This is a genomic window from Candidatus Devosia phytovorans (genome assembly GCA_029202405.1).
GTDB classification, from domain to species: Bacteria; Pseudomonadota; Alphaproteobacteria; order Rhizobiales; family Devosiaceae; genus Devosia; species Devosia phytovorans.
Genome location: CP119312.1, coordinates 299,892 through 321,038, shown reverse-complemented (window position 1 = coordinate 321,038; position 21,147 = coordinate 299,892). Strand labels below are relative to the sequence as shown.

At 61.8% G+C, this 21,147-nt stretch carries 24 protein-coding genes and 1 riboswitch; of the genes, 14 read left to right on the top strand and 10 right to left on the bottom strand.

Going from position 1 to position 21,147, the window contains the following annotated elements; all coding sequences use genetic code 11:
* Window positions 1–66 precede the first annotated feature (66 nt).
* Window positions 67–996 carry a PRC-barrel domain-containing protein gene (locus P0Y65_01575; protein WEK04970.1) on the top strand — a complete coding sequence of 310 codons (930 nt, stop codon included), beginning with the start codon at window positions 67–69 and terminating at the stop codon, window positions 994–996.
* Between the two features lie 48 nt (window positions 997–1,044).
* Here P0Y65_01575 and P0Y65_01570 read toward each other — a convergent pair whose 3' ends face one another.
* Entirely contained in the window at window positions 1,045–1,467 is a 423-nt protein-coding gene (locus P0Y65_01570; protein WEK04969.1) for a VOC family protein, read from the bottom strand.
* A gap of 73 nt (window positions 1,468–1,540) precedes the next feature.
* Between P0Y65_01570 and P0Y65_01565 the strand changes: the two genes are divergently transcribed.
* Window positions 1,541–2,227, top strand: coding sequence for a YafY family protein (locus P0Y65_01565; protein ID WEK04968.1), 687 nt, complete (start codon window positions 1,541–1,543; stop codon window positions 2,225–2,227).
* Here P0Y65_01565 and P0Y65_01560 read toward each other — a convergent pair.
* On the bottom strand, window positions 2,224–2,637 hold the full coding sequence (locus P0Y65_01560) for a response regulator (GenBank protein ID WEK04967.1): 414 nt from the start codon (window positions 2,635–2,637) through the stop codon (window positions 2,224–2,226). The two genes, P0Y65_01565 and P0Y65_01560, sit on opposite strands and share 4 nt — an antisense overlap.
* A 148-nt stretch (window positions 2,638–2,785) precedes the next feature.
* On the opposite strand from P0Y65_01560, the gene P0Y65_01555 reads away from it, so the two are divergent.
* The 3 genes from P0Y65_01555 to P0Y65_01545 are packed head-to-tail and all read left to right on the top strand — an operon-like array spanning window position 2,786 to window position 4,257.
* On the top strand, window positions 2,786–3,043 hold the full coding sequence (locus P0Y65_01555) for a hypothetical protein (protein ID WEK04966.1): 258 nt from the start codon (window positions 2,786–2,788) through the stop codon (window positions 3,041–3,043).
* A gap of 43 nt (window positions 3,044–3,086) precedes the next feature.
* Window positions 3,087–3,956, top strand: a complete 870-nt coding sequence (locus P0Y65_01550; GenBank protein WEK04965.1) for a C1 family peptidase — start codon at window positions 3,087–3,089, stop codon at window positions 3,954–3,956.
* A 19-nt stretch (window positions 3,957–3,975) separates the two neighbouring features.
* Window positions 3,976–4,257 (top strand): hypothetical protein, encoded by a 282-nt coding sequence (locus P0Y65_01545; protein ID WEK04964.1) that lies wholly within the window; start codon window positions 3,976–3,978, stop codon window positions 4,255–4,257.
* A gap of 92 nt (window positions 4,258–4,349) precedes the next feature.
* Here the strand turns inward: P0Y65_01545 and fliJ are convergent, their stop codons facing one another.
* The gene (fliJ, locus tag P0Y65_01540) at window positions 4,350–4,763 is read right to left on the bottom strand and encodes a flagellar export protein FliJ (GenBank protein WEK04963.1); all 414 of its coding nucleotides are present in this window, start codon (window positions 4,761–4,763) and stop codon (window positions 4,350–4,352) included.
* A gap of 52 nt (window positions 4,764–4,815) precedes the next feature.
* Window positions 4,816–6,144 (bottom strand): flagellar protein export ATPase FliI, encoded by a 1,329-nt coding sequence (fliI, locus tag P0Y65_01535; protein ID WEK04962.1) that lies wholly within the window; start codon window positions 6,142–6,144, stop codon window positions 4,816–4,818.
* A gap of 423 nt (window positions 6,145–6,567) precedes the next feature.
* Here fliI and P0Y65_01530 point away from each other — a divergent pair, with 423 nt between their 5' ends.
* From P0Y65_01530 to P0Y65_01520, 3 genes are all read left to right on the top strand, one after another.
* Window positions 6,568–7,275, top strand: a complete 708-nt coding sequence (locus P0Y65_01530) for a response regulator transcription factor (GenBank protein ID WEK04961.1) — start codon at window positions 6,568–6,570, stop codon at window positions 7,273–7,275.
* A 325-nt stretch (window positions 7,276–7,600) separates the two neighbouring features.
* Complete coding sequence (locus P0Y65_01525; GenBank protein WEK04960.1) at window positions 7,601–8,464, top strand: alpha/beta hydrolase; 864 nt, start codon at window positions 7,601–7,603, stop codon at window positions 8,462–8,464.
* Window positions 8,465–8,511: 47 nt separating this feature from the next.
* On the top strand, window positions 8,512–9,795 hold the full coding sequence (locus P0Y65_01520) for an RNA polymerase sigma factor (GenBank protein ID WEK04959.1): 1,284 nt from the start codon (window positions 8,512–8,514) through the stop codon (window positions 9,793–9,795).
* Here P0Y65_01520 and P0Y65_01515 read toward each other — a convergent pair.
* The 3 genes from P0Y65_01515 to P0Y65_01505 all read right to left on the bottom strand — a co-directional run bounded on the left by P0Y65_01515 (window position 9,792) and on the right by P0Y65_01505 (window position 11,511).
* On the bottom strand, window positions 9,792–10,163 hold the full coding sequence (locus P0Y65_01515; GenBank protein WEK04958.1) for a response regulator: 372 nt from the start codon (window positions 10,161–10,163) through the stop codon (window positions 9,792–9,794). The two genes, P0Y65_01520 and P0Y65_01515, sit on opposite strands and share 4 nt — an antisense overlap.
* A gap of 96 nt (window positions 10,164–10,259) precedes the next feature.
* Window positions 10,260–10,952: a histidine phosphotransferase family protein gene (locus P0Y65_01510; GenBank protein ID WEK04957.1), complete on the bottom strand. Its 693-nt coding sequence runs from the start codon at window positions 10,950–10,952 to the stop codon at window positions 10,260–10,262.
* A gap of 91 nt (window positions 10,953–11,043) precedes the next feature.
* Window positions 11,044–11,511 carry a YHS domain-containing (seleno)protein gene (locus tag P0Y65_01505; protein WEK04956.1) on the bottom strand — a complete coding sequence of 156 codons (468 nt, stop codon included), beginning with the start codon at window positions 11,509–11,511 and terminating at the stop codon, window positions 11,044–11,046.
* Between the two features lie 139 nt (window positions 11,512–11,650).
* Here P0Y65_01505 and P0Y65_01500 point away from each other — a divergent pair, with 139 nt between their 5' ends.
* Together P0Y65_01500 and P0Y65_01495 are read left to right on the top strand one after the other, a co-directional pair.
* Window positions 11,651–12,220, top strand: coding sequence for a DUF1134 domain-containing protein (locus P0Y65_01500; GenBank protein ID WEK04955.1), 570 nt, complete (start codon window positions 11,651–11,653; stop codon window positions 12,218–12,220).
* Between the two features lie 231 nt (window positions 12,221–12,451).
* Window positions 12,452–12,664, top strand: coding sequence for a hypothetical protein (locus P0Y65_01495; protein WEK04954.1), 213 nt, complete (start codon window positions 12,452–12,454; stop codon window positions 12,662–12,664).
* A gap of 11 nt (window positions 12,665–12,675) precedes the next feature.
* On the opposite strand, the gene P0Y65_01490 is transcribed toward P0Y65_01495, so the two are convergent.
* The gene (locus P0Y65_01490) at window positions 12,676–14,745 is read right to left on the bottom strand and encodes an ATP-dependent helicase (protein ID WEK04953.1); all 2,070 of its coding nucleotides are present in this window, start codon (window positions 14,743–14,745) and stop codon (window positions 12,676–12,678) included.
* Window positions 14,746–14,953: 208 nt separating this feature from the next.
* On the opposite strand from P0Y65_01490, the gene P0Y65_01485 reads away from it, so the two are divergent.
* Window positions 14,954–15,919 (top strand): hypothetical protein, encoded by a 966-nt coding sequence (locus tag P0Y65_01485; protein ID WEK04952.1) that lies wholly within the window; start codon window positions 14,954–14,956, stop codon window positions 15,917–15,919.
* Between the two features lie 144 nt (window positions 15,920–16,063).
* Here P0Y65_01485 and P0Y65_01480 read toward each other — a convergent pair whose 3' ends face one another.
* Complete coding sequence (locus P0Y65_01480; protein ID WEK04951.1) at window positions 16,064–16,405, bottom strand: DUF6476 family protein; 342 nt, start codon at window positions 16,403–16,405, stop codon at window positions 16,064–16,066.
* A gap of 64 nt (window positions 16,406–16,469) precedes the next feature.
* Between P0Y65_01480 and P0Y65_01475 the strand changes: the two genes are divergently transcribed.
* Window positions 16,470–17,438: an RluA family pseudouridine synthase gene (locus tag P0Y65_01475; GenBank protein WEK06702.1), complete on the top strand. Its 969-nt coding sequence runs from the start codon at window positions 16,470–16,472 to the stop codon at window positions 17,436–17,438.
* A gap of 443 nt (window positions 17,439–17,881) precedes the next feature.
* A complete protein-coding gene (gene rpoH / locus P0Y65_01470) occupies window positions 17,882–18,751 on the top strand; it encodes an RNA polymerase sigma factor RpoH (GenBank protein ID WEK04950.1) in 870 nt (289 codons plus the stop codon).
* A 501-nt stretch (window positions 18,752–19,252) separates the two neighbouring features.
* Here the strand turns inward: rpoH and P0Y65_01465 are convergent.
* Window positions 19,253–19,915, bottom strand: a complete 663-nt coding sequence (locus P0Y65_01465) for a thiamine diphosphokinase (GenBank protein WEK04949.1) — start codon at window positions 19,913–19,915, stop codon at window positions 19,253–19,255.
* 56 nt (window positions 19,916–19,971) lie between these two features.
* A riboswitch (TPP riboswitch) is annotated at window positions 19,972–20,070 on the top strand.
* Between the two features lie 70 nt (window positions 20,071–20,140).
* On the opposite strand from P0Y65_01465, the gene thiB reads away from it, so the two are divergent.
* The gene (gene thiB, locus P0Y65_01460) at window positions 20,141–21,145 is read left to right on the top strand and encodes a thiamine ABC transporter substrate binding subunit (GenBank protein WEK04948.1); all 1,005 of its coding nucleotides are present in this window, start codon (window positions 20,141–20,143) and stop codon (window positions 21,143–21,145) included.
* Window positions 21,146–21,147 lie beyond the last annotated feature (2 nt).

Below are 21,147 nucleotides of genomic sequence, written 5' to 3'. Positions count from 1 at the left end.
TCATGCGAAGGGCCGGCCCTCGGGCCGGCCCTTTTTGCGTCAATGATACGGATTTGGGAGAGTGCCATGCGCGCCTTCACGACTGCCTCCATCCTGGCTCTGCTGCTGGCATCCCCCACCCTGGCCCAGGCGCCGGCCGCGCCCTTGCCTGCGACCTCATCCCAGCTCGAACAATCCGGCCTGACCCCGCCCACCGTCACCTCGCAAGGCTATTCGACCAGCGGCCAGGATGTGCTCGTAACCAAGCTTTTGGGCGAGGCCGTCTTTTCCTCTGCCGCCGATGACGCCGAGGAAATCGGCATCATCACCGATATGGTCGTGACGTCGGGGCAGGGCATTTCCGCCGTTGTGCTGAGCGTCGGCGGCTTTCTCGGTGTCGGTGAAAAGGACGTCGCCGTCGATTTTGCCCAGCTGACCTGGGCAGAGCGCGAGGACGGCTCGCGCCGCTGGGTGCTCGAAACCACCGCCGAAACGCTCACCGACGCCCCCGCCTTTATCTGGGGCGATAGCGAGGAGACGACCGGCCAGCCAGCCCTGACGCCGGAGGAAGAAGAAGAACAGCTCGTCGACGGCGATCCCAATGCCGTGCCCGTTGATCCGGCCCTGACCACCGACCAGCCCGAGCGCACGACCATCAATACCCCGGTCGACCGCACCGGCTTCACCGATTTCGACGAGCAGGGCCTTTCCGCCGAAGACCTGCGCGGCATCGGCGTCTATGGCATCAATGACGAGCAGATCGGCACCATTGGCGATATCGTCACCAATCCCGATGGCAGTTTCGACGCCGTCATCGTCGACGTCGGCGGCTTCCTCGGCCTGGGCGCCAAGCCCGTTGCCGTTGGCTTCGACAACCTCGCCTTCTCGGCCGACACATTTGGCAACCGCTATCTCTTCATCAACGCCAACCGCGAACAGCTCGAAACCCAGACCGAATACGATCCCATGACCTATGACGCCGATCGCGACGCCCAGCGCATGGTCATCCTGCCCTGACCTCTCGAGCGTCAGGGCGCCCTGACGCCTAGGCGTCAGGCACATGCCTCACCCTCCATGGGCCACGGCAACATCGATCACCCAGGTCACGCCGAACCTGTCCTTGAGCATGCCATAAAGCGGTGACCAGCCGGACGGTCCGATCGGCTGGATCACGGCGGCGCCATCAGCCAGCCTGTCCCAATAGCCCTGGATCTCGTCAGCCGTCTCGCCCCGCACCGAGACGAACACCGGGTTCACGCCCGCCGCATAGTCCTGCGACGGCCGCACATCATAGGCCATGATGTGAAAGCCCTCCGGTGATTCCACCTGACCCCAGATGATCTGCTGCTCCTGCCCCGGCTGTTCCACCGCTCCCAATTGCGCATAGGTCACCAGCGCAATCTGCCCACCAAAAACGCTCTGATAGAATTCCAGCGCGGCCTGGGCCTCGCCGCGAAAATTGAGGTGGGTCGTGGTTTTGATCGTCATGGCCGAACTCCGTCTTGCCTGTTTGATGGTCTAGGTATAATCGGAGCCAACTGACAGTTTTCGGCAGTTGAATATGGCCCGTCCCGATCGTCTGTTCCGCCTGCTGCAAGCCATGCGCGTCATGCCCGCGCCGATCACCGCCGCGCGGCTGGCCGAAGAGATGGATGTTTCTTTGCGCTCGCTTTATCGCGATATCGACAGCCTGCGCGCCGCCGGCGCCCGTATCGAGGGCGAGCGCGGCTATGGCTATCGGCTGATCGAAGACTATGCCTTGCCCCCGCAAACCTTCGACCGCACCGAAATCGAAGCGCTTGCCCTGGGCCTGGCTCAGGTCCGCAGCATGGGCGATTCAGCGCTGGCCGGGGCCGCCACCGCCGTCCTCGCCAAAATCGCGGCCACCCTGCCCGATGGTCGCGAGCAGCAACTTTTTCATGCCATTTCCCAGGTCTATCGTCCCGATCCGCGACCCCAATCGCCCTACATCGATCTGATCCGGCAAGCCTGCTGGAACGAGCAGGCGCTGCGCCTGACCTATGCCGACCAACATGGGGCAGAGACCGAACGCACCATCCTGCCGCTCGCCATGGTCTATACCGACCACACCCTGACCGTTCTGGCCTGGTGTTGCCTGCGTGAAGCTTTCCGCATGTTTCGCTGCGAACGCATTATCTATGCACTACCCACCGGCGCCAGCTTCCGCCCACGCCGCGCCAGCCTCTTGCGCGATTATCTCGCAGAGCTCGGCAAGCGCCCGCGCTAGGTCAGGGGAGCTCGGCTGGGCAGCATGTCGGCGCTGAAACGGGACACATAGGCATCGAGCGCTGCCGAGGTCACCGGCTTGGACATGAACTGTGCCCGGCCCGGCAATTGCCCCGGCAACGGCCGGCTCACGCCGGACGTGACGAGAATGCGGATATGCGGCCAGACGAAGGTCACATGATTGGCCAGCGTCATCCCATTGCGCGAACCCGGCATCTGCACATCGGTCAGCAAAAAGCTGACTCGCTCGCCATTGCCTTCGAGATAAGCCAAAGCCGCGGCAACGCTATCCGCCTCGGCAACCTCGAACCCAAGGTCATCGAGCATTTCACTCATGATCATGCGAATGACCGGATCATCATCCACAACCAGTGCCAGCGGTGAAATATCGAGATTCTGTATCGTGCCCATAACCCTCAAACGCAGCAAGGGCGGGGCCGGTTGCAGCGGCTAGCTGTCGCGAAACAGCACCGCAACGATTCCGGATGGGAACATCCCTAACTACCAGATACCCGCACCGTCCAATACCACTTCCGGATCAAGCCATAAGGAGGAACGAATGACGATAAGTTCGCAGTCTGCTGTTGCGTTGATCAACTCGGAACTTCAGTCGGTGCAGAGCGCGGCGGTTCAGAGCCGGTCCGCCGCCTTTGACGCAAGTGACTTCTGCAGCCTCTGGCCCACGGCAAAACCAATTCTGCAACTGCTGTCCAGCATCGCATTTCTAATCCCGGGCGTTGGCGCGGGCGCGGGCGCAGTCCTGGCGGGGCTGATCAAGGTCGGTGACCAGATCCACGCCGATACCTGTGGCGCGTGACAGCTGGCGTTGGCAGTTCAGGCGAGGATGAGAGGAGATCGTCATGCCAAATCCCAACTTTGACAAGCTAAACCAAAAGATCAGGGCGGCCGGGGCTGACTGGGTCGCGGGTGAGACGCCGCTAAGCAAATATTACGGGACCAAATCAGCGTCTAAATCGCTTGGTCTCGCCCTGACACCGGAAATTGCGTTCGGAACGCTTCAGTCCGCACGCAGCGAGGATCAGATATCTTTCGCAGCCGCTGCCCCGCCGCCGCCCGAAGTGGACTGGCGAAAGCAGAACAACAAAAACTGGGTAACGCCGGTCCGGGATCAAAAGAGTTGCGGCAGCTGCGTTGCCTTCGCCACATTGGCCAGCTTGGAGTCCCGCCTGCTCATTGCCCACAACAAGCCAGGCGCAAACTTTGACCTGTCGGAAGCCAATCTCTTCCACTGCGGAGCGCCAAATTCCTGCGACACGGGTTGGCAACCCGAACTAGCCTTCCAGCACTTGCGGTCGAACGGTGTTGGGCTTGAAAGCAACTGGCCCTACATTCCTCGCGACGAGCCGTGCAAGGCCATACCTGTGGCAGCAAGGATTGATGGCCACAATGTTGCCGGCACCAGCACGGCCAGAAAGGTCGCGGTTGGCAAAGGGCCGGTGGTCGCCGCCATGGCAGTGTTCGGCGATTTTACGGCCTACACAAGCGGCATTTACCGCCATATTGAAGGCGGTCTCGTCGGCTATCATGCAGTTTGCATCATCGGATACAGCGACACTCAGGGTTGCTGGATTGCCAAGAACAGTTGGAACCCACGCTGGGGCGAAAGCGGGTTTTTCCGCATCCGCTATGGCGAATGCGGTATAGACACCCAGTTTCCGTTTACCTATCCTACCAGCGTAAGTCTGCAGAATGGGGTGACGATCAACTGACGAGGCTGAAGTGCCAAGGGTGTTAACGCTGTCGCCGCTTCGGCTGTCGGCCGACGGCACGGGAGAAATAGCTGCCAACGGCCAGGGCGTTGGTGGCTATATGTGGACCGCCGAAGTCATCTCGGGCGCCGGCAGCGTGGAACCAGCCGGAACGGAGGCCTCCACATCCATTGGTGGTGGCGGCACGGCGCGCTTCCGCGTGCAGTGGCGGGACACGTTCGGCGGCAAGATAGTGCTCCATTGTCGCCGACCTTGGGATGATGATGACACGATCACGACCGAAATCCAAATAGTGGTGTGACGGCCTGATCCTCTATTGTTTGGACACGCAATCGTCGCCAATGCGAAAAAGGCCCGCTCGCGCGGGCCTTTCAAATTCGTGCCGATCCGATCCTACTGCCGCGAAAAGCGCAGGCGGCCGATCTCGTCATATTGTTCCTGCTCGACCTTGAGCTGTTCTGCCGCATCGCGCTGGTGCTCGCGCTGGTCCAGCAACTCGACCTTCTTGAGGTCTTCGAGCGCTTCCGCCAGCGCATCCTGGGCGCCTTCGAGTTTGCTCTTCATGTCATTGGCTGAATTGAGCAGGTTGTCGCGGCGGCTCAGCGCTGCCTTGGCAAAGGTCGAATAGGCAAAGTGGGCCACGTCGGAAATGCCGGTCTTGGTCTGCTCGATCTCGATCTGCTGGTCGAGTTCGGACGCCATGCGCTCGAAATCGGCGATCATCATTTCGATCTGGGCCACCTGACGGCGCTTTTCGTCCACCTGGAACTTTTTGAGCCGAATGAGGCTCTCGCTGCGCGATTTCACGACCTGTACTCCTTACACATCAAGTCAGTCCGGGACATGACTCGCCCCCCAATCAGTCTGCCGCACCCGCCTGCTCCATGATTGACCTGAGCATGTCATAGCCCTCGCCAATCGATGTCGTCTCTTCCCGGCTCTGGCCCAAAAAAGCCTCGAATGCCGGGTTGATGGCGATCGCACGGTCCACTTTCGGATCTGACCCTTTCCGGTAAGCCCCCAGCCGGATCAGTTCCTCCATGTCCGAATAGATGGACATGAGCTCACGCGCCTTTTGCAGGACCGGGCGGAAGTCGACCGGAACACACCCTGGCATGGTGCGCGAGATGGACCGGAGCACGTTGACGGCAGGGTAGCGTCCCCGCTCGGCAATACCGCGCTCCATCACGATGTGCCCATCAAGAATACCGCGCACGGCATCCGCAATGGGCTCGTTGTGATCATCACCTTCCACCAAAACGGTAAATAGTCCGGTAATGGAACCTGTTGTGGGTGTGCCCGGACCTGCTCTTTCCAACAGGCGCGGCAATTCGGTGAAAACCGTCGGCGGATAGCCCTTGGCCGTCGGCGGCTCGCCAATGGCGAGGCCAATCTCGCGCTGCGCCATGGCAAAGCGCGTCAGGCTGTCCATCATGCACAGTACCCGCAACCCCTGGTCGCGAAAGAATTCGGCGATCGACAGCGAGATATAGGCCGCCTGCCGCCGCATCAGCGCCGCCTCGTCCGACGTCGCCACCACCACCACGGCGCGCTTCAGGCCCTCCTCGCCCAGATATTCCTGGATGAATTCATGCACCTCGCGGCCGCGCTCGCCGATCAGTCCGATCACCGAGACGTCGACATCGGTATTGCGCGCCAGCATCGACATCAGCACCGACTTGCCGACACCCGAGCCGGCAAAGATCCCCATGCGCTGCCCTTCGCAGAGCGTGGTGAATGTATTGAGGCACCGTACGCCCAGATTGAGCGGATCGCCCACGCGCACGCGGTCATGCGCCAGCAGCGGATCCTGCCGCAGCGGAAAGCCTTTTGCCCCCAGCGGCAGCGGCCCCTTGCCATCCATCGGCTCGCCATTGGCGGTGATCACCCGTCCCAGCCAGCCTTCCGATGGGTAGACCGCCCCATCGCTGCGCTGGAACACCGCCTTGCAGCCCATGCGCACGCCGCTCAATTGGCCGAAGGGCAGACACAAAGCGTGCCCGTTCTTGAAACCAATTATCTCCGCAGCCAGTTGCTCCTCATTGACGGTCTCGATCAGCACGCGACCGCCAACGCGCAATTCGCGCACCGGGCCGACAATTTCGACAAGCAGGCCCTGCACCGATTTGACGCGGCCGAACACCTCGATGTCGTCAATGGCATCAACAGCGGAGATCAGCGCCTTCATGTCGTCTGCATTGTCCCTTCTTGATCAGAGCCTGATTAAGGTTTCCGACGGTTTCGATTCGGAGGTCTCGACGAATCACAACGTAACCCATTGTTAAGCAAATGGCGCTATTTCAGGCGCTGGACCGGTCCGTCTGCCGCTTTGCGCCTTTCCCCGTCCAACCCCCTGACATTGCCACAATTGCGCGAGTCGAAAGAGTCGGTTGAAGGGCTTTCTTAAACCATTTTCTTAAGAAAAATTGATAGAATTAACCCTTAAATTTCAACGAGTTAAACTTAATTCATCCTAACGACATTTGCGTATTGCCGAACCGAATTAAACTTTGTTAACTATTTGGGCTTAGGGTTCAGTCATATCCAGTAGGGTTGGCGTGGACAGTTCGGGTCCACGGTTCCAGCAGGAACGAATGACAAGGGGAATATAATGCGGGTACTCCTTATTGAGGACGACAGCGCGACAGCGCAGAGCATCGAACTGATGCTCAAGTCCGAGAGCTTCAATGTCTACACCACCGACCTCGGTGAAGAAGGCGTCGATCTCGGCAAGCTCTACGACTACGACATCATTCTACTCGATCTGAATCTGCCCGACATGAGCGGCTATGAGGTGCTTCGCACCCTGCGCGTCGCCAAGGTGCAGACGCCGATCCTGATCCTTTCCGGCCTTGCCGGCATCGAGGACAAGGTCCGTGGCCTCGGCTTTGGCGCCGACGATTACATGACGAAGCCCTTCCACAAGGACGAGCTCGTGGCCCGCATCCACGCCATCGTCCGTCGGTCCAAGGGCCATGCCCAGTCGGTCATCCAGACCGGCGACCTCACGGTCAACCTGGACACCAAGACCGTCGAAGTGCAGACCCAGCGGGTGCACCTCACCGGCAAGGAATACCAGATGCTCGAGCTGCTCTCCCTCCGCAAGGGGACCACGCTCACCAAGGAAATGTTCCTCAACCACCTCTATGGTGGCATGGACGAACCCGAGCTCAAGATCATCGACGTGTTCATCTGCAAGCTGCGCAAGAAGCTCTCCGTTGCGACCGGCGGCAAGAACTACATCGAAACCGTCTGGGGCCGCGGCTATGTCCTGCGCGAACCCGATGCCGACGAAGGCTACAACGAGAACGTCGCCTAAGCCCCGACCGAACACCAAAATTTCCGAGCCCCGCGTGACACCAGTCCCGCGGGGCTTTTCGTCTGTGTGCCTTTGCTCCAGATCATTCCCACCCGCGATGTCATCCCGGCCTTGAGCCGGGACCCATCTCGAGATCTTGCCACAGCCGCAAGCTGGCCCGATCTGGCGGCGCGTTGATAAATCTCGGGATAGGCCCCGGCTCAAGGCCGGGGTGACACCGAGGATGCGGCAACCTTGAAAAACAACACGCCCTGTCGAAACCACGCGCCCCCATCCGTCGTCTCACCAGAAGCGCGGACGGGAGTCGCGCATTGAGGAGACGACAATGATCCGTACCGCCATCATCGCCGCAGCTTTTCTGATGACCGGACCCGCGTTTGCGCAAAGCGACCCTGTTGGCCAGACCGTCGAGGTCAACGGCATGCAGATGTATTACGAGACCTCCGGCACCGGCGATCCGCTGATCGTCCTGCACGGCGCCTATATGAACATCCCAACCATGGGCGAGATCATTCCCCGCCTCGCCGAGACCCATAAGGTCTATGCCATCGAGTTTCAGGGCCACGGCCGCACCAATGACATCGACCGCCCCGTCACCTATCCCAATCTCGCCGACGACGTCGCCACCTTCATGGACGCGCTCGGCATCGAGAAGGCCGATGTCTTCGGCTATTCCATGGGTGCCGCCGCCGGCCTTCGCCTGGCCATCGATCACCCCGAGAAGGTCGACCAGCTGATCGCCGCCTCGGTCAGTTATGACATGACTGGCGCCCAGCCCGAATTCCTCGAAATGATCCCCACCATGACGCCGGAAATGTTCGTCGGCACGCCCATGGAGACCGCCTGGAAGGAATTGGCGCCCAATCCCGACGGCTTCCGCCCCTTTGTCGAGCGCATGATTGCCCTCGAACACGAGCCCATGGCCTGGGGTGACGAGGTCAAGGCATTGAAGATGCCGATCCTGGTCATCGCCGGAGACTCCGACATGGTGACGCTGGAGCATCTGGTTGACATGTTCCACCTGCTCGGCGGCGGCGGCCCGGGCGACATGGGCAAGCCCCTCGGCACCGCGCGCCTCGCCATCCTCCCGGCGACCTCCCATACGGCGGTCATCGACCAGACTGATCTGCTGATGGGCTTCATCACCCCCTTTCTCGCGGGCGAGACACCCAGGGGCATGTTCGAGTAACCGCGCGAGAAGTCGTCCAGCATGCTGGTCATTGCTCATGACGGAAGATGCTGCTTTCATCCCCCGTCATGAGCCAGGATTCCGAAACCCACCGCGCCATCACCACGGTCTGGAAAATCGAGCAGCCAAGGCTGATTGCGAGCCTGACCCGCATGATGCGCGACATTTCCCTGGCCGAAGAACTCGCCCAGGACGCCCTCCTCGTCGCCCTCAGGAAATGGCCCGAAACCGGCGTCCCCACCAATCCCGGCGCCTGGTTGATGCAAACCGCCAAGCGCCGCGCCATCGATTATTTCCGCCATCGCAAGATGGCCGCCACCAAACTCGAAGAGGTCGGCCGCATCATCGAGGACGATGCGCCGGACCATGAAGCCGAAATCATCGAGGCGCTGGATGATGATGTCGGCGACGACCTGCTGCGGCTGATCTTCACCTCCTGCCATCCCATCCTGCCGCCAGAATCCCGCGTCGCCTTGACCCTGCGGCTTCTGGGTGGCCTCACCACCGAAGAGATCGCCCGCGCTTTCCTCGCGGCCGAGCCGACCATCGGCCAACGTATTGTCCGCGCCAAGAAAACCATCGCCGAAGCCGGCATTCCTTTCGAGGTCCCCCGCGGCGAGGAGCGTAGCGAACGCCTGGGATCCGTGCTCGGGGTGCTCTATCTCATCTTCAACGAGGGTTATTCCGCAACCGCTGGCGACGACCTGATCCGCCCCCAGCTCTGCGAGGAAGCCATGCGGCTCGGCCGCGTGCTGGCCCGGCTGTCGCCCGATGACAGCGAAGTCCATGCCCTGGTGGCACTGATGGAAATCCAGGCCTCGCGCACCGCCGCCCGCACCGATCCCCAGGGCGAACCCATTCTGCTGCTCGATCAGGATCGCTCACGCTGGGACCAGTTGCTGATCCGCCGCGGTCTCGCGTCACTCCAGAAAGCCATTGATCTGAACGGCGAAAATTCGCCCTACGCCCTGCAGGCCGCCATCGCCGCCTGCCATGCCCGCGCCCGCAAGCCCGACCAGACGGACTGGGACCGTATCGCCGCCCTCTATGCAACCTTGGCCCAGGTGACCCCGTCGCCGGTCATCGAGCTCAACCGCGCCGTTGCCATTTCCATGGCGCAAGGTCCTGCGGCGGCACTCTTGCTGATCGACATCATCAAGGATAGCCCGGCGCTGAAGAACTACCACCTGCTCTATGGCGTGCGCGGCGACATGCTGGCCAAGCTCGGGCGGCAGGACGAGGCGATCTTGGAATTCCACCGGGCTGCCGCACTGACCCGCAATGAGCGTGAGAAGGCCTACCTGCTTGGTAGAGCTGGAGAAACCTCTTAGGCGGCGGCCTGGTCCCGCATCTCGAATTTGGATTCGAGAATGTGCCGATCGAAAGGCTTCATCATATAGTCGCTGGCGCCGGCCTTGAGCGCCATGGCGATGGCACCGATGTCGTTCTCGACCGTGCAATAGACGATATGCGGCTTGTCACCACCGACGTAAGCCCGCAGCAGCTTTAGAAATTCCAGCCCGCTCATGATCGGCATGTTCCAATCGAGCAGGATGGCATCGGGCATTTCCTGCCGGCACTTGTCGAAGGCATCCTGGCCGTCTTCGGCCTCGTCGACGATGTAATCCATGTCTTCGAGAATGCGGCGCGCCACTTTGCGCACCACGCTCGAGTCATCGACGATGAGACAGGACTTCATGGCCGGAAGGCTCCGCAGAGGCTGACACTATCCCCGATTATGCGTGGCACATCCTAGGAATTGGTTAGCGGACTGCTAGCGTTTCGAGGGACCAATTCAGGCAGTCGGCTGCTCCAGAGCGCCCTCGACCGCAACCTTGGGTGTTGCCGTCAGGTAGAACATGTCGTTCTCGATGCCGATATCGACCTCCATGTCCGTCATGCGGGCCAGCAGGCCCGTATAGAACGGCTGGATGCCCCGCGCATCGACGGAGCCCTCTTCGGGCATGCCCGACAGCAGGCCTGCCGAACCGGCGGGGATCAGCGTCTTCTGGCGCTTGTCGGGATCGCTCTTGGAGGTGAACTCGAAGCGCTCCTTGCCAGCATCGCCCTCGATCTTGGCCGTGACCTGGCCGCCGCGCGGCACTGAGGTCGCCGCGATCAGCAGCATGTTCATGAACAGCTTTGCCTTGTGCTTGGGCAGAAGGATCAGCGGCACCTGCCATTCGAGGTCGGCCTTTTCGATCTCGAACAGGATGCGGGCAACGCGCTCGCATTCGCGCGTGTCGATATCCGTGCCTGAGGTCGAGGACGCGCCATAGGCAAGGCGGGCGAATTCGAGCTTGGCCCGGCTCTGCCTGGCGGCACTGGCGATCAGATCGCGCGCGCCTTCTGCCATGTCGCCCTGGTTGGGATCGCCCAGCACTTCCAGACCATTGCCGATCGCCCCGATGGGGTTGATCAGGTCGTGGCAGACCCTGGAGCAAAGCATGGCCGCAAGATCGGTCGCCTTGAGCTCGATGATATCCATCAGGGCAGTCTCCATGAGAATCAGTTTTGCCGACATTAGATTGAGATCGGCGAAACTGGCTAGGTTTTCCGGCCCAACAAAGGCGCTTGGCCTAGTTTATGGACAGATGCTTGGACAATTCTGGCCAGCGCGCTTCCGCCTCGCTCGCCGCGTCGTCGGGCGCGAGCAGGAAGGCCTCGCGCGTCGAGGCCGAATAAAAGAGGTAGAGCCGCTGCTTGAACAGCACAAAAATCTTGGGATCGCTGTCCGACACATAGCCCCGCGCCACGCCCATTGCCCCATGGCCACCGAACTGCGGCGCATAGATTTCCGGAGCGGATTTGAAGATGTCGCGATTGGCCGCCGTGGCAAAATACCAGGGCACGTTCTTCCAGATATACTCGTATTGCCCCTGCCCCATCAGCGGCACCGTTTCCGTGAAGTAGCTGACCGGATCCCAGCCATAGATGCCAATGCCGGTCAGGGGGTCGGTGACATAATAGGTCACCACCGACTGCGCCCGGGCCGGCACGATCGTGGCGCAAACCACGCTCAATAGCGGCAAAACAAAGGCCAGCATGGTTAAGATTTGTTTAGAGGTTTGCTTCATCATCGAACCAAGTGATCTGGCGCGCTGGCAACCAATGTTCGCCACAAAGGTACGTTTGAAGCCTTAACGGTTTCGTACTGCCAGCCAGCGTGCTGCTCGGGAGATTTAGATGTTCAAGCGCTTCGCCCTTCTGTTCGCTCTCGTGGCCGCCCTCGCGTCACCCGTTCCGGCTGCCTATGCCCAGGGTTCGCTCGGCGATACCTATTCGGGTGAGGACCTGGTCGAAAATGGCCGCGCCTTCTTCGGCTCGACGTCGCAGGGCCTCGCCTCAGTGGTCGAACGCGCCGTCAGCCAGTTCGGCTTGCCCAATGGCTATATCCTCGGCGAAGATGCCGGTGGCGCGCTATTTGCCGGCGTCCGCTATGGCGAAGGCGTGCTGCACACCCGCAACGCCGGTCAGTTCAACGTCTTCTGGCAGGGCCCCTCCATCGGTTTCGACGTCGGTGGCGATGGCTCCAAGTCCATGATGCTGGTCTATAACCTCACCCAGATACAGGACGTGCTCGGCCGCTATGCCGGCGTTGACGGCTCGGCCTATGTCCTGGGTGGCTTCGGCATGACCGTGATCAAGCGCGGTGATGTCATCATGGTGCCGATCCGCTCGGGCGTCGGCGCCCGCCTTGGCGTCAATATCGGCTACCTCAACTTCACCAATGAGCCGACCTGGAACCCCTTCTGATCATTGGCCAATTGCTATTCCCGCTTCCTGCCTGACCTCCAAGACTTCCCCCGCGCAAGCGGGGTTTTCTTTTTGCGAGCTTCAAGCAGACACCGGCTCGACATCTGCTTGGCCTCAAGTACTGAGCGCCCACGATTTACCCTGTGCTTCAAATCTGCCGGACAAGAGATATTTAACCATTGACGCATCCCGCCCCACGTCTTCATCGTTGAAGGCAGGGAGGAATGAAAAATGTGCAGTCACCATTTTGTCGTCGCAGCCCAGGATCACGCCTGGCACTTCAGCTACAAGGGCGCCCTGACGGGCCCTTTTGACTCCAGGGAACGCGCGGTCAAGGCCGCTATCGAGCAGGCCACGCAGGAAGAGGAGCCGAGCGTGGAAGTGCTGGTGCGCGATGAAAGCCAGAATATGGAAACCGTCTGGCGCCCGTCGCAAACCGCCTAGCTGGAACGCGCCTACTTGCTCCACATGCCGCGCATCTGCGCAGCAATATCCATCTTGACCGGCGCCGGTGAAAGGCCCTCGATATAGGCCGGCTTGACCGGCGGCCACAGGATATCCTCGAACAGCGGCACCATGGCGCGCGGGATGAATCGGCTGCGCTGCGCATAAAGATGCCGGTCGCCATACTTGCTCTGCTGCGTCACGAAAAACCGCTGCGGCGTAATGACGTTGAGCTCGTCCTTGGCCCGGGTCATCGCCACATAGAGCAGCCGGCGCTCTTCCTCGAGCTCATGCGTCGATCCGGTCCCCAGGTCCGACGGGATACAGCCATCCACGACATTCAGCACATGCACCGCCTTCCACTCCTGCCCCTTGGCCGAATGGATGGTGGAAAGGATCAGATAATCCTCGTCGAGCAGCGGCACGCCGGACTGGTCCGAAGTCGCATCGGGCGGATCAAGCGTCAGCTCGGTCAAAAACTTTTCGCGTGACGGATAGCCGGCCGCAATCTGCTCGAGCTGCAATATATCGGCCTGCCGGATGATGGCATCCTCATAGGCCTGCTCCATCAGCGGCTCATACCAGAGGCGCGCATAGCCCAGCTCCACCGGCCAGGTCGCCTCGCGCCGCGACAGCCGCCCGAACATCTCCACCAGCCCGGTCCAGCCCTCGGCCGCCCGCGGCGGCGTCGGGATCTCGCCCAGCGCCCAGGCCGGGTCGCTACCCACCGCCATGGCATCGAGCACCCTGCCCGCCGACGCCGGCCCGACCCCCGGCAGCAATTGCAGCACGCGGAACCCCGCCACCCGATCGCGCGGATTTTCCACCCAGCGCAAGATCGCCAGCAGGTCCTTGATATGCGCCGCGTCGAGAAACTTCAGCCCGCCGAACTTGACGAAAGGCACATTGCTGCGCGTCAGCTCGATCTCCAGCGGCCCCGAATGGCTCGACGTGCGGAACAGCACCGCCTGGTTCTTGAGCGTCATGCCGCCCTCGCGCGCTTCCAGCACCTTGTGCACGACATAGCGCGCCTGGTCGGCCTCGTCGCGCACCGTGACGAGCAACGGCTTGGCGTTGCTCTCCCGCTCCGTCCAGAGGTTCTTGGTAAACCGCTCGCTCGCCTGATCGATCACCGCATTGGCTGCGGCGAGGATCGGCTGCGTCGAGCGATAGTTCCGATCCAGCGTCACGATATCGGCCGCCGGCGAAAAGCTCTGCGGAAAATCAAGAATATTGCGCACCGTGGCGGCGCGGAACGAATAGATTGACTGAGCATCGTCGCCCACCACGGTCAGCCCCTTGCCGCCCGGCCGCATGGCGAGAAGGATATTGGACTGCAGCCTGTTGGTATCCTGATATTCATCGACCAGCACATGATCGAAGCGCGCCGAGACCTCCGCCGCAATGGCAGGATTGGCCATCATCCCGGCCCAGTACAGCAGCAGGTCATCGTAATCGAGCACGTTCTGGCTCTGCTTGGCCGCCACATAGGCGCCGAACAGCTGCCGCAACTGGTCGGGCCACATGGCGCACCACGGGAAATGCGCCTTCAGCACCTCTTCGAGCTCATCCTGCGCATTGACCACGCGCGAATAGATGGCAAGGCACGTCCCCTTGGTCGGAAACCGGCTCTTGGCTTCGGACAAGCCCAGCTCATGCCGCACCAGGTTTATCAGGTCGGCCGAGTCTTCCCGGTCGTGGATGGTAAAGGCCGGGTCGAGCCCGATCTGCATGGCATGCTCGCGCAACAGCCGCGCGCCAATGCCATGAAACGTCCCCGCCCAGCTCAGCGCGTCGGTCACCACGCCCGACGACGGCCCCATCACCCGCGCCGCGATCCGCTCCACCCTTTTGCCCATTTCGCTGGCTGCGCGACGCGAAAAGGTCATCAGCAGGATCCGTCGCGGATCGGCCCCCTTGACGATCAGATGCGCCACCCGATGCGCCAGCGTATTGGTCTTGCCCGACCCCGCTCCGGCGATCACCAGCAGCGGCCCCGGCGCAGTCTCGCCCGCGCCATGCTCGACGGCACGGCGCTGCTCGGGGTTGAGAAGGTCGAGATAGTCTTCGGTTTTCTGCACGAATCGATCCGCTGGAGAGGCAGCGCAACGGAACACGTTTCCTGTTTTGTTCGCAATAAGCCTGCTGATCACACTTCCCGGCTTGCCGGTGACGCATGGCGACAAAGTGGTTAGGGTTAATCCTTGGCAAATCTGGCGGTGCTACCACTGCACTGTCAGAAGAAAGGACCACACCGCGTATCGGGTGTGGCGCGCCGGAGTTTGGCCGATGGTCATCGAGAACATCCTGTATTTTGCGCTGGGCCTGCTGGTGGCCGGCCTGGTGTCCCTGATCATCCTGCCCGCCGTGTGGAAACGCGCCGTGCGCCTCACCAAGCGACGCATCGAGGCAGCGACGCCCATCACCATGGCCGAGTTCCGCGCTGACAAGGATCAGCTGCGTGCCGAATTCGCCCTCTCCACCCGCAAGCTCGAACTCAACGTCGAAAGCCTGCGCAAACGCCTCGCCGAACAGCTCGGCGACGTCAACCAGAGCCGTAGCGACCTCGGCCAGCTCAGGGTCGAGCGTGACCAGCATGTCGAGGTGGTCAGGGAGCTCGAAGCGCGCGAGGCCGAACTGCGCGCCCGCACCATGGAGCTCGAGCGCGAGGGCACCGACCTCGCCCAGCGCCTGCGCATGCGCGATCGCGAACTCGATACCCGCAACGAGGAACTGCGCCTGCTGCGCGAAACCCTCGTACGGCCGCCCGCCTCGACCGCTGCGGACGAAGCAGCCATCGACAATGATCTCGTCGCCGCCGAAGCCAGCATGGCCAGCGCCGAAAACCGCATCAATGCGCTGCTGCATGAAAAAATCGAGACCGCGGAGAAAGGCGCCTCGCTCGCCGCGGAGCTGAGCCTTGACGCCGACGTCGAAACCTTGCGCAGGCAGGTCGCCCAGGTGGAATCGACGCTCCTCGCCGACTGGAACACCAAGCGCCTTGACGAAAACGCATTGCGCCAGCGCCTCGCCGCCATTGCCGCCAGCGCCAGCCGCGTCGTCTATGCCGTCGATACCGAAAAGCCCGAGCCGGCCCCGGCAGAAGAGGAAAGCCTCTTCGACCGCGTCCAGCGCTTCGCCGACGATGGCGTCAGCATGGACACCCTGCCCCCGGTAACCCGCAAATCCGGCACAGCCCGCAAGGGCTCCGTCACCGACCGCATGGCCGCGCTCAGGGAAATTCAGGGGCGGTAAATCTTGCCACGCCCTCGTGGTTCGAGGCTCGCAAGAGCTCGCACCTCACCATGAGGGCTACTGAGACATGATATTTCAACAGACCTCATGGTGAGGTGCTTTGCGTAGCAAAGCCTCGAACCACGAGGGCGTGGCACAGAACCACTACTCCCCGATCACCACTTCCCGCTCCAACGCCCCGCTCCCCTGATTGAACAGCGCCAGCCTGGTCACCCCATCGACCACATAGGTCACATTGATCTGCCCGTCATTGACCAGCGCCGAAACCACCTCGGCCCCGGCCGGCAGTGAAATCTCGGCGGCAACCGCCGGCGGCGGCCGATCACGCAGCACGCGATAGACAAGCGCGAAGGCAATCGCCATAAAGCCCAGCAACAAAATGCCGATGGAATAGGCGAACGAGCGGCGGGCCTTGGCTATGGCCGCCTTCGCCTCCGCAGACAGGGGCGCATCTGGCGTCTCGTTCGGCTCTTTAGGATCGCTCATGGTCGATATTACCGCAGAAGAAGAATTCGAGGGCGACCTTGTCGAGGTCGTGGTCGATGAAACCATGGTCGGTGGGCGGCTCGATGCCACCCTGGCCAGGGTCCACACCATCCTGAGCCGCAACCGCATCAAGGATCTGATCCTTGCCGGTTCCGTCAGCATTGATGGCGCTGTCGTCAGCGAGCCCAAATACCGGCTTACGGCCGGCGAGACAATCGTGCTTCTCGCCCCGCCCCCAGAAGACGCCGATCCCGAACCGCAGGACATTCCCCTCGATATTCTTTACGAGGACGACCAGCTCATCGTCATCAACAAGCCCGTCGGCATGGTGGTGCATCCCGCCCCCGGCTCGCCTGATGGCACGCTGGTCAATGCGCTGCTCTTCCACTGCGGCGATAGCCTGCAGGGCATTGGCGGCGTCAAACGCCCGGGCATCGTGCATCGTCTCGATCGCGATACCTCCGGCGTCATGGTCGCTGCCAAGACCGAAACCGCCCACAAGCATCTCTCGGCTCAGTTTGCCGACCACGGCCGCACCGGGCCCCTCCATCGCGCCTATCTGGCCTATGTCTGGGGCGTCACCGAAACCGGCAAGGGGACGGTCGATGCCCCGCTCGGCCGCGATCAGAACAATCGTCTCAAGCAAGCCGTGCGCAAGGATGGCCGCGAAGCCATCACCCATTATTTCGTCGAAGCCCGCTTTGGCGGTGACGGTTGGGACATTACCCGCGTGCAATGCCATCTCGAAACCGGCCGCACCCATCAGATCCGCGTCCACATGGCCCATGTCGGCCATCCCCTGGTGGCCGACGTCGTCTATGCCTCGGGCTATGCCACCAAGATCAACCGGCTGCCCGAAGACGTCGCCGAGCCGATCCGATCCCTTGGCCGCCAGGCGCTCCACGCCGCCGAACTGGGCTTCGAACATCCAACCACCGGCGAGGAAATGCTCTTCGAAGCCGACCTCCCGCCTGACCTGCAGGCCCTCGACGACGCCCTGCAGGACTACGACAAGGCTTTCGCGCGGAGCTGAAGCGCCTATTCTCTGTGGCGCAATCAGCAGCCCTCATGGTGAGGTGCTTTGCGCAGCAAAGCCTCGAACCGTGATGACTGTTCCTACAGGGCACATCGCTCCGGTGGAGCGATTTGACGGAAGAACGCCCGAAGCGCTACGCGCGTAGGGCTACGGGCGTGGCACAGACTCACCACATGGTGAGTGAACCTATCGGGCCCGAACAGGTTTGTATGACGGGATGATTGCGCAAGGGTAGGAACCATTGCGCATTTGTAACGTTTTCGCGCGAATCCGCTCTTACATTCGCCAGAATGCGTCCTATATAATCATCGTAGTTTGCCGATGGTCCGGTTTTCGGACGTCGTGCCAGACGATATTTCCGCCCTCTGGGGTCCGCGGATCAGGCAATGTTGCCGCAATCCAGCAAGGCTAAAGAGGGGGAACCAGAAAGGGGTGCATAGATGGCCCAGACGAATTTGCCAGTGCTGTCAGCCGAAGGCGGCTTGAGCCGTTATCTTCAGGAAATCCGGAAGTTCCCGATGTTGGAACCCGATGAAGAATACATGCTCGCCAAGCGTTACAAGGAACATACCGACCCGGGCGCGGCTCAGAAGCTGATCACCAGCCACCTGCGCCTCGTGGCCAAGATTGCCATGGGCTATCGCGGCTATGGCCTGCCGATCTCCGAAGTCATTTCGGAAGGCAACGTCGGCCTGATGCATGCGGTCAAGCGCTTCGAGCCCGAAAAGGGCTTCCGCCTTGCGACCTATGCCATGTGGTGGATCCGTGCTGCCATCCAGGAATATGTCCTGCGCAGCTGGAGCCTGGTCAAGATCGGCACCACCGCCGCCCAGAAGCGTCTGTTCTTCAACCTGCGCAAGGTGAAGGGCCAGATCGCCGCCCTGGACGATGGTTCGCTGCATCCCGACCAGATCGCTCAGATTGCCACCACCCTCAAGGTCACCGAAGCCGACGTGGTCTCGATGAACGCCCGTCTCTCCGGCGATGCCTCGCTCAACTCGCCCATGCGCGCTGACGAAGGCACCTCCGAGTGGCAGGACTGGCTGGTCGACGACACCCCGAGTGCCGAAACGACGCTGGGCGAGAGCGAGGAATTCTCCGAGCGCATGGGCCTGCTCAACAATGCGATGAGCGTGCTCAACGAGCGCGAAAAGGCGATCTTCCACGCCCGCCGCCTGCAGGAAAGCCCGGCCACGCTCGAAGAGCTGGCCCAGCAGTATGACGTCAGCCGCGAGCGCATCCGCCAGATCGAAGTCCGCGCCTTCGAAAAGGTACAGGACGCGGTCAAGGAAGCCGCTTCCGCGCACTAAGCCGAAAAATAAAATTGAGAAAAGGCGGGCACTTGGCCCGCCTTTTTTGCTTTTTCTGACCATAGTTTTCCCCGCCCCCCCAGACTGGCCATATCATGCACCCATCGCCTGCATCAGAGCACGGTCATGACGAGTGATGGTTGCAGGGACTGCCGGGGAGCATGGGTCGCCAGGCTCCCGCACGCACGCCGACTTTTCGTCTCGGGCCCGCGTGCCGAACAGGCCTTCTGACAAAAGGCCTGGGTGGTGAAGGTTTATGGCGGGCCTGATGCCCCTGGGATCGCTCTGGTGAAGCATCCCATGCTCAGGCGCCCCGGTCTTCAGCGCTCGGTACAAAGGCTGACAAGCAAAAAGCCCGAAAGGGTCGGACCATCGTCGGCTCGTGTGAAAAATCCCGGCTTGGTGGCGAGGCCCCGCCTCTCTTCCAAACTTGACTACCCGAGGCGGCAAGCCTCGCCGCCATGGCTCTCCCAAGGGAGCCCGCCCGTCCGAAAACCGCAGTCAGGCGGCGCTTCCGCACGCCTGTACCAGATCCCAGAGTCGCTCTTTGCCCAGGATCAGCAGCCATGGCGTATTGTCCTCCGGCACCACCTCGACTACCCCACCCGTCCCTTCATTGCTCGTCCCGATCAGCCCACCCGGTGCCAGCAGATGCCCATCCATCGGATAGAACAGACCGCTCGAGCGCCGGAACCGGATTGGCAGCAGCGGATGGATCGACACCCGCTCACCCAACCCCGCCTCGAAGCGGATCGGTCCCGTGACCGCCAGCGCAACATCCACCTCGTCCACCAGCAGCAGTTTGCGGCGTGGCGCAAATTCCAGCACGGCGCTGAGCGCAGCCAGCGTATGGTCGAGCCGCTTGCCCGTCATGCCCAGCGCCAGCGTCACCGGTGCCTGGGTCGAGCGCAGCGCCTTCTGGAAATCAGTGGTGATCTGCTCGGGCAGATGGATCACCCGCGTCTTTTTCTCCCAACCCGCCCGGTCTTCAAGCGAATCGAGATCGCCGATGATCGCCGCCGGCGTCAGCCCCGCCGCCCCGATCGCATCCCCGCCACCATCGGCCCCGACCAGCATGACGCCGCGATCGGCCAGTTCGACCAGCAGCGCCGGATCGACGGCACCACCGCCGACAATGGCCAGCGGACCCTGGGATACGACCATCGGCGCATCCGGCACGGAAGTGTCTTGCACTGTCACAAAGCTCTCATTAAGTGTGGGGCGTCTCGCTGGGGTGTTCCGGAGAAATCCGGAGCTGAGAGTTACCCATTGAACCTGAACCAGGTCATGCTGGCGGAGGAAGTTCGAGATGGCAAGGGCATCTCGACGCCCCAACCATTGACACCTGATCCCTCATCCATGGCCGCAAAGCAAATGAAGGATTGGCCCATGGTCAAATCTGCCTCCATCGCGCTTGCGGTCCTCACCGGACTGTTCGCATCCCCTGCCTTCGCGCAGGATCTGCCCAAGCTCACCATCTACACCTATGACGGCTTCGCCGCCGAATGGGGTCCCGGCCCCGGCCTCAAGGCGGGCTTTGAGGCCACCTGCGGCTGCGAAGTCGAATGGGTGGCCGCCGACAGCTCCATCGGCACCCTGCGCCGCGTCCAGCTCGAGGGCGACAGCAGCGAAGCCGATATCATCGTCGGTCTCGATACCGCCATTGCCGGCGAGGCCCGCGCCACCGGCCTCTTTGCCGATCACGGCCTGACGCTGACCGACCTGGCTCTGCCCGGCGAATGGACCGACAGCCAGTTCGTGCCCTTCGACTACGCCCATTTCGCCATGATGTACGACACCGACACCATGGCAAATCCGCCGCAGAGCTTCGAAGAGCTGATCGCTTTGCCCGAAGACATCAAGATCACCATCCAGGATCCGCGCTCCTCGACCCCCGGCTTTGGTCTCGTCCTCTGGATCAAGGCCGCCTATGGCGACCGCGCTGCCGAAATCTGGCAGGGCCTGAAGCCCCATATCCTCACCGTCACCCGCGACTGGAGCGAGAGCTATGATCTCTTCCTGTCGGGCGAAGCCGACATGACGCTGAGCTACACCACCTCGCCCTCCTACCACATCATCGAGGACGGCGACGAAACCATCAAGGCAGCCATCTTCACCGAAGGTCACTACCCGCAGATCGAAGTGGCCGGCGTGTTGAAATCCTCCGACCAGCCCGAACTGGCCAAGGCATTCCTCGCCTACCTGGTCTCCGCCGACGCCCAGCAGATCATCCCGCATACCAACTGGATGTTCCCGGTCTCCGATCTCGGCGACGCCCTCGACCCCGCTTTCGCCGCCCTGCCCCAGCCCGAAAAGACCCTGACCTTCACCGACGAGGAAATCGCCGCTCACAGCCGCGAATGGATCGACGAAATGCTGACGGCGATCCAGTAGGC

What these genes read in the sequence shown, in the direction of transcription:
- P0Y65_01575 (WEK04970.1), top strand. Translation starts at nt 67, where the DNA reads ATGCGCGCCTTCACGACTGCCTCCATCCTGGCTCTGCTGCTGGCATCC.
- P0Y65_01570 (WEK04969.1), bottom strand. Translation starts at nt 1,467, where the DNA reads ATGACGATCAAAACCACGACCCACCTCAATTTTCGCGGCGAGGCCCAG.
- P0Y65_01565 (WEK04968.1), top strand. Translation starts at nt 1,541, where the DNA reads ATGGCCCGTCCCGATCGTCTGTTCCGCCTGCTGCAAGCCATGCGCGTC.
- P0Y65_01560 (WEK04967.1), bottom strand. Translation starts at nt 2,637, where the DNA reads ATGGGCACGATACAGAATCTCGATATTTCACCGCTGGCACTGGTTGTG.
- P0Y65_01555 (WEK04966.1), top strand. Translation starts at nt 2,786, where the DNA reads ATGACGATAAGTTCGCAGTCTGCTGTTGCGTTGATCAACTCGGAACTT.
- P0Y65_01550 (WEK04965.1), top strand. Translation starts at nt 3,087, where the DNA reads ATGCCAAATCCCAACTTTGACAAGCTAAACCAAAAGATCAGGGCGGCC.
- fliI (WEK04962.1), bottom strand. Translation starts at nt 6,144, where the DNA reads ATGAAGGCGCTGATCTCCGCTGTTGATGCCATTGACGACATCGAGGTG.
- P0Y65_01530 (WEK04961.1), top strand. Translation starts at nt 6,568, where the DNA reads ATGCGGGTACTCCTTATTGAGGACGACAGCGCGACAGCGCAGAGCATC.
- P0Y65_01525 (WEK04960.1), top strand. Translation starts at nt 7,601, where the DNA reads ATGATCCGTACCGCCATCATCGCCGCAGCTTTTCTGATGACCGGACCC.
- P0Y65_01520 (WEK04959.1), top strand. Translation starts at nt 8,512, where the DNA reads ATGCTGCTTTCATCCCCCGTCATGAGCCAGGATTCCGAAACCCACCGC.
- P0Y65_01515 (WEK04958.1), bottom strand. Translation starts at nt 10,163, where the DNA reads ATGAAGTCCTGTCTCATCGTCGATGACTCGAGCGTGGTGCGCAAAGTG.
- P0Y65_01510 (WEK04957.1), bottom strand. Translation starts at nt 10,952, where the DNA reads ATGGATATCATCGAGCTCAAGGCGACCGATCTTGCGGCCATGCTTTGC.
- P0Y65_01505 (WEK04956.1), bottom strand. Translation starts at nt 11,511, where the DNA reads ATGCTGGCCTTTGTTTTGCCGCTATTGAGCGTGGTTTGCGCCACGATC.
- P0Y65_01500 (WEK04955.1), top strand. Translation starts at nt 11,651, where the DNA reads ATGTTCAAGCGCTTCGCCCTTCTGTTCGCTCTCGTGGCCGCCCTCGCG.
- P0Y65_01495 (WEK04954.1), top strand. Translation starts at nt 12,452, where the DNA reads ATGTGCAGTCACCATTTTGTCGTCGCAGCCCAGGATCACGCCTGGCAC.
- P0Y65_01485 (WEK04952.1), top strand. Translation starts at nt 14,954, where the DNA reads ATGGTCATCGAGAACATCCTGTATTTTGCGCTGGGCCTGCTGGTGGCC.
- P0Y65_01480 (WEK04951.1), bottom strand. Translation starts at nt 16,405, where the DNA reads ATGAGCGATCCTAAAGAGCCGAACGAGACGCCAGATGCGCCCCTGTCT.
- P0Y65_01475 (WEK06702.1), top strand. Translation starts at nt 16,470, where the DNA reads ATGGTCGGTGGGCGGCTCGATGCCACCCTGGCCAGGGTCCACACCATC.
- rpoH (WEK04950.1), top strand. Translation starts at nt 17,882, where the DNA reads ATGGCCCAGACGAATTTGCCAGTGCTGTCAGCCGAAGGCGGCTTGAGC.
- P0Y65_01465 (WEK04949.1), bottom strand. Translation starts at nt 19,915, where the DNA reads ATGGTCGTATCCCAGGGTCCGCTGGCCATTGTCGGCGGTGGTGCCGTC.
- thiB (WEK04948.1), top strand. Translation starts at nt 20,141, where the DNA reads ATGGTCAAATCTGCCTCCATCGCGCTTGCGGTCCTCACCGGACTGTTC.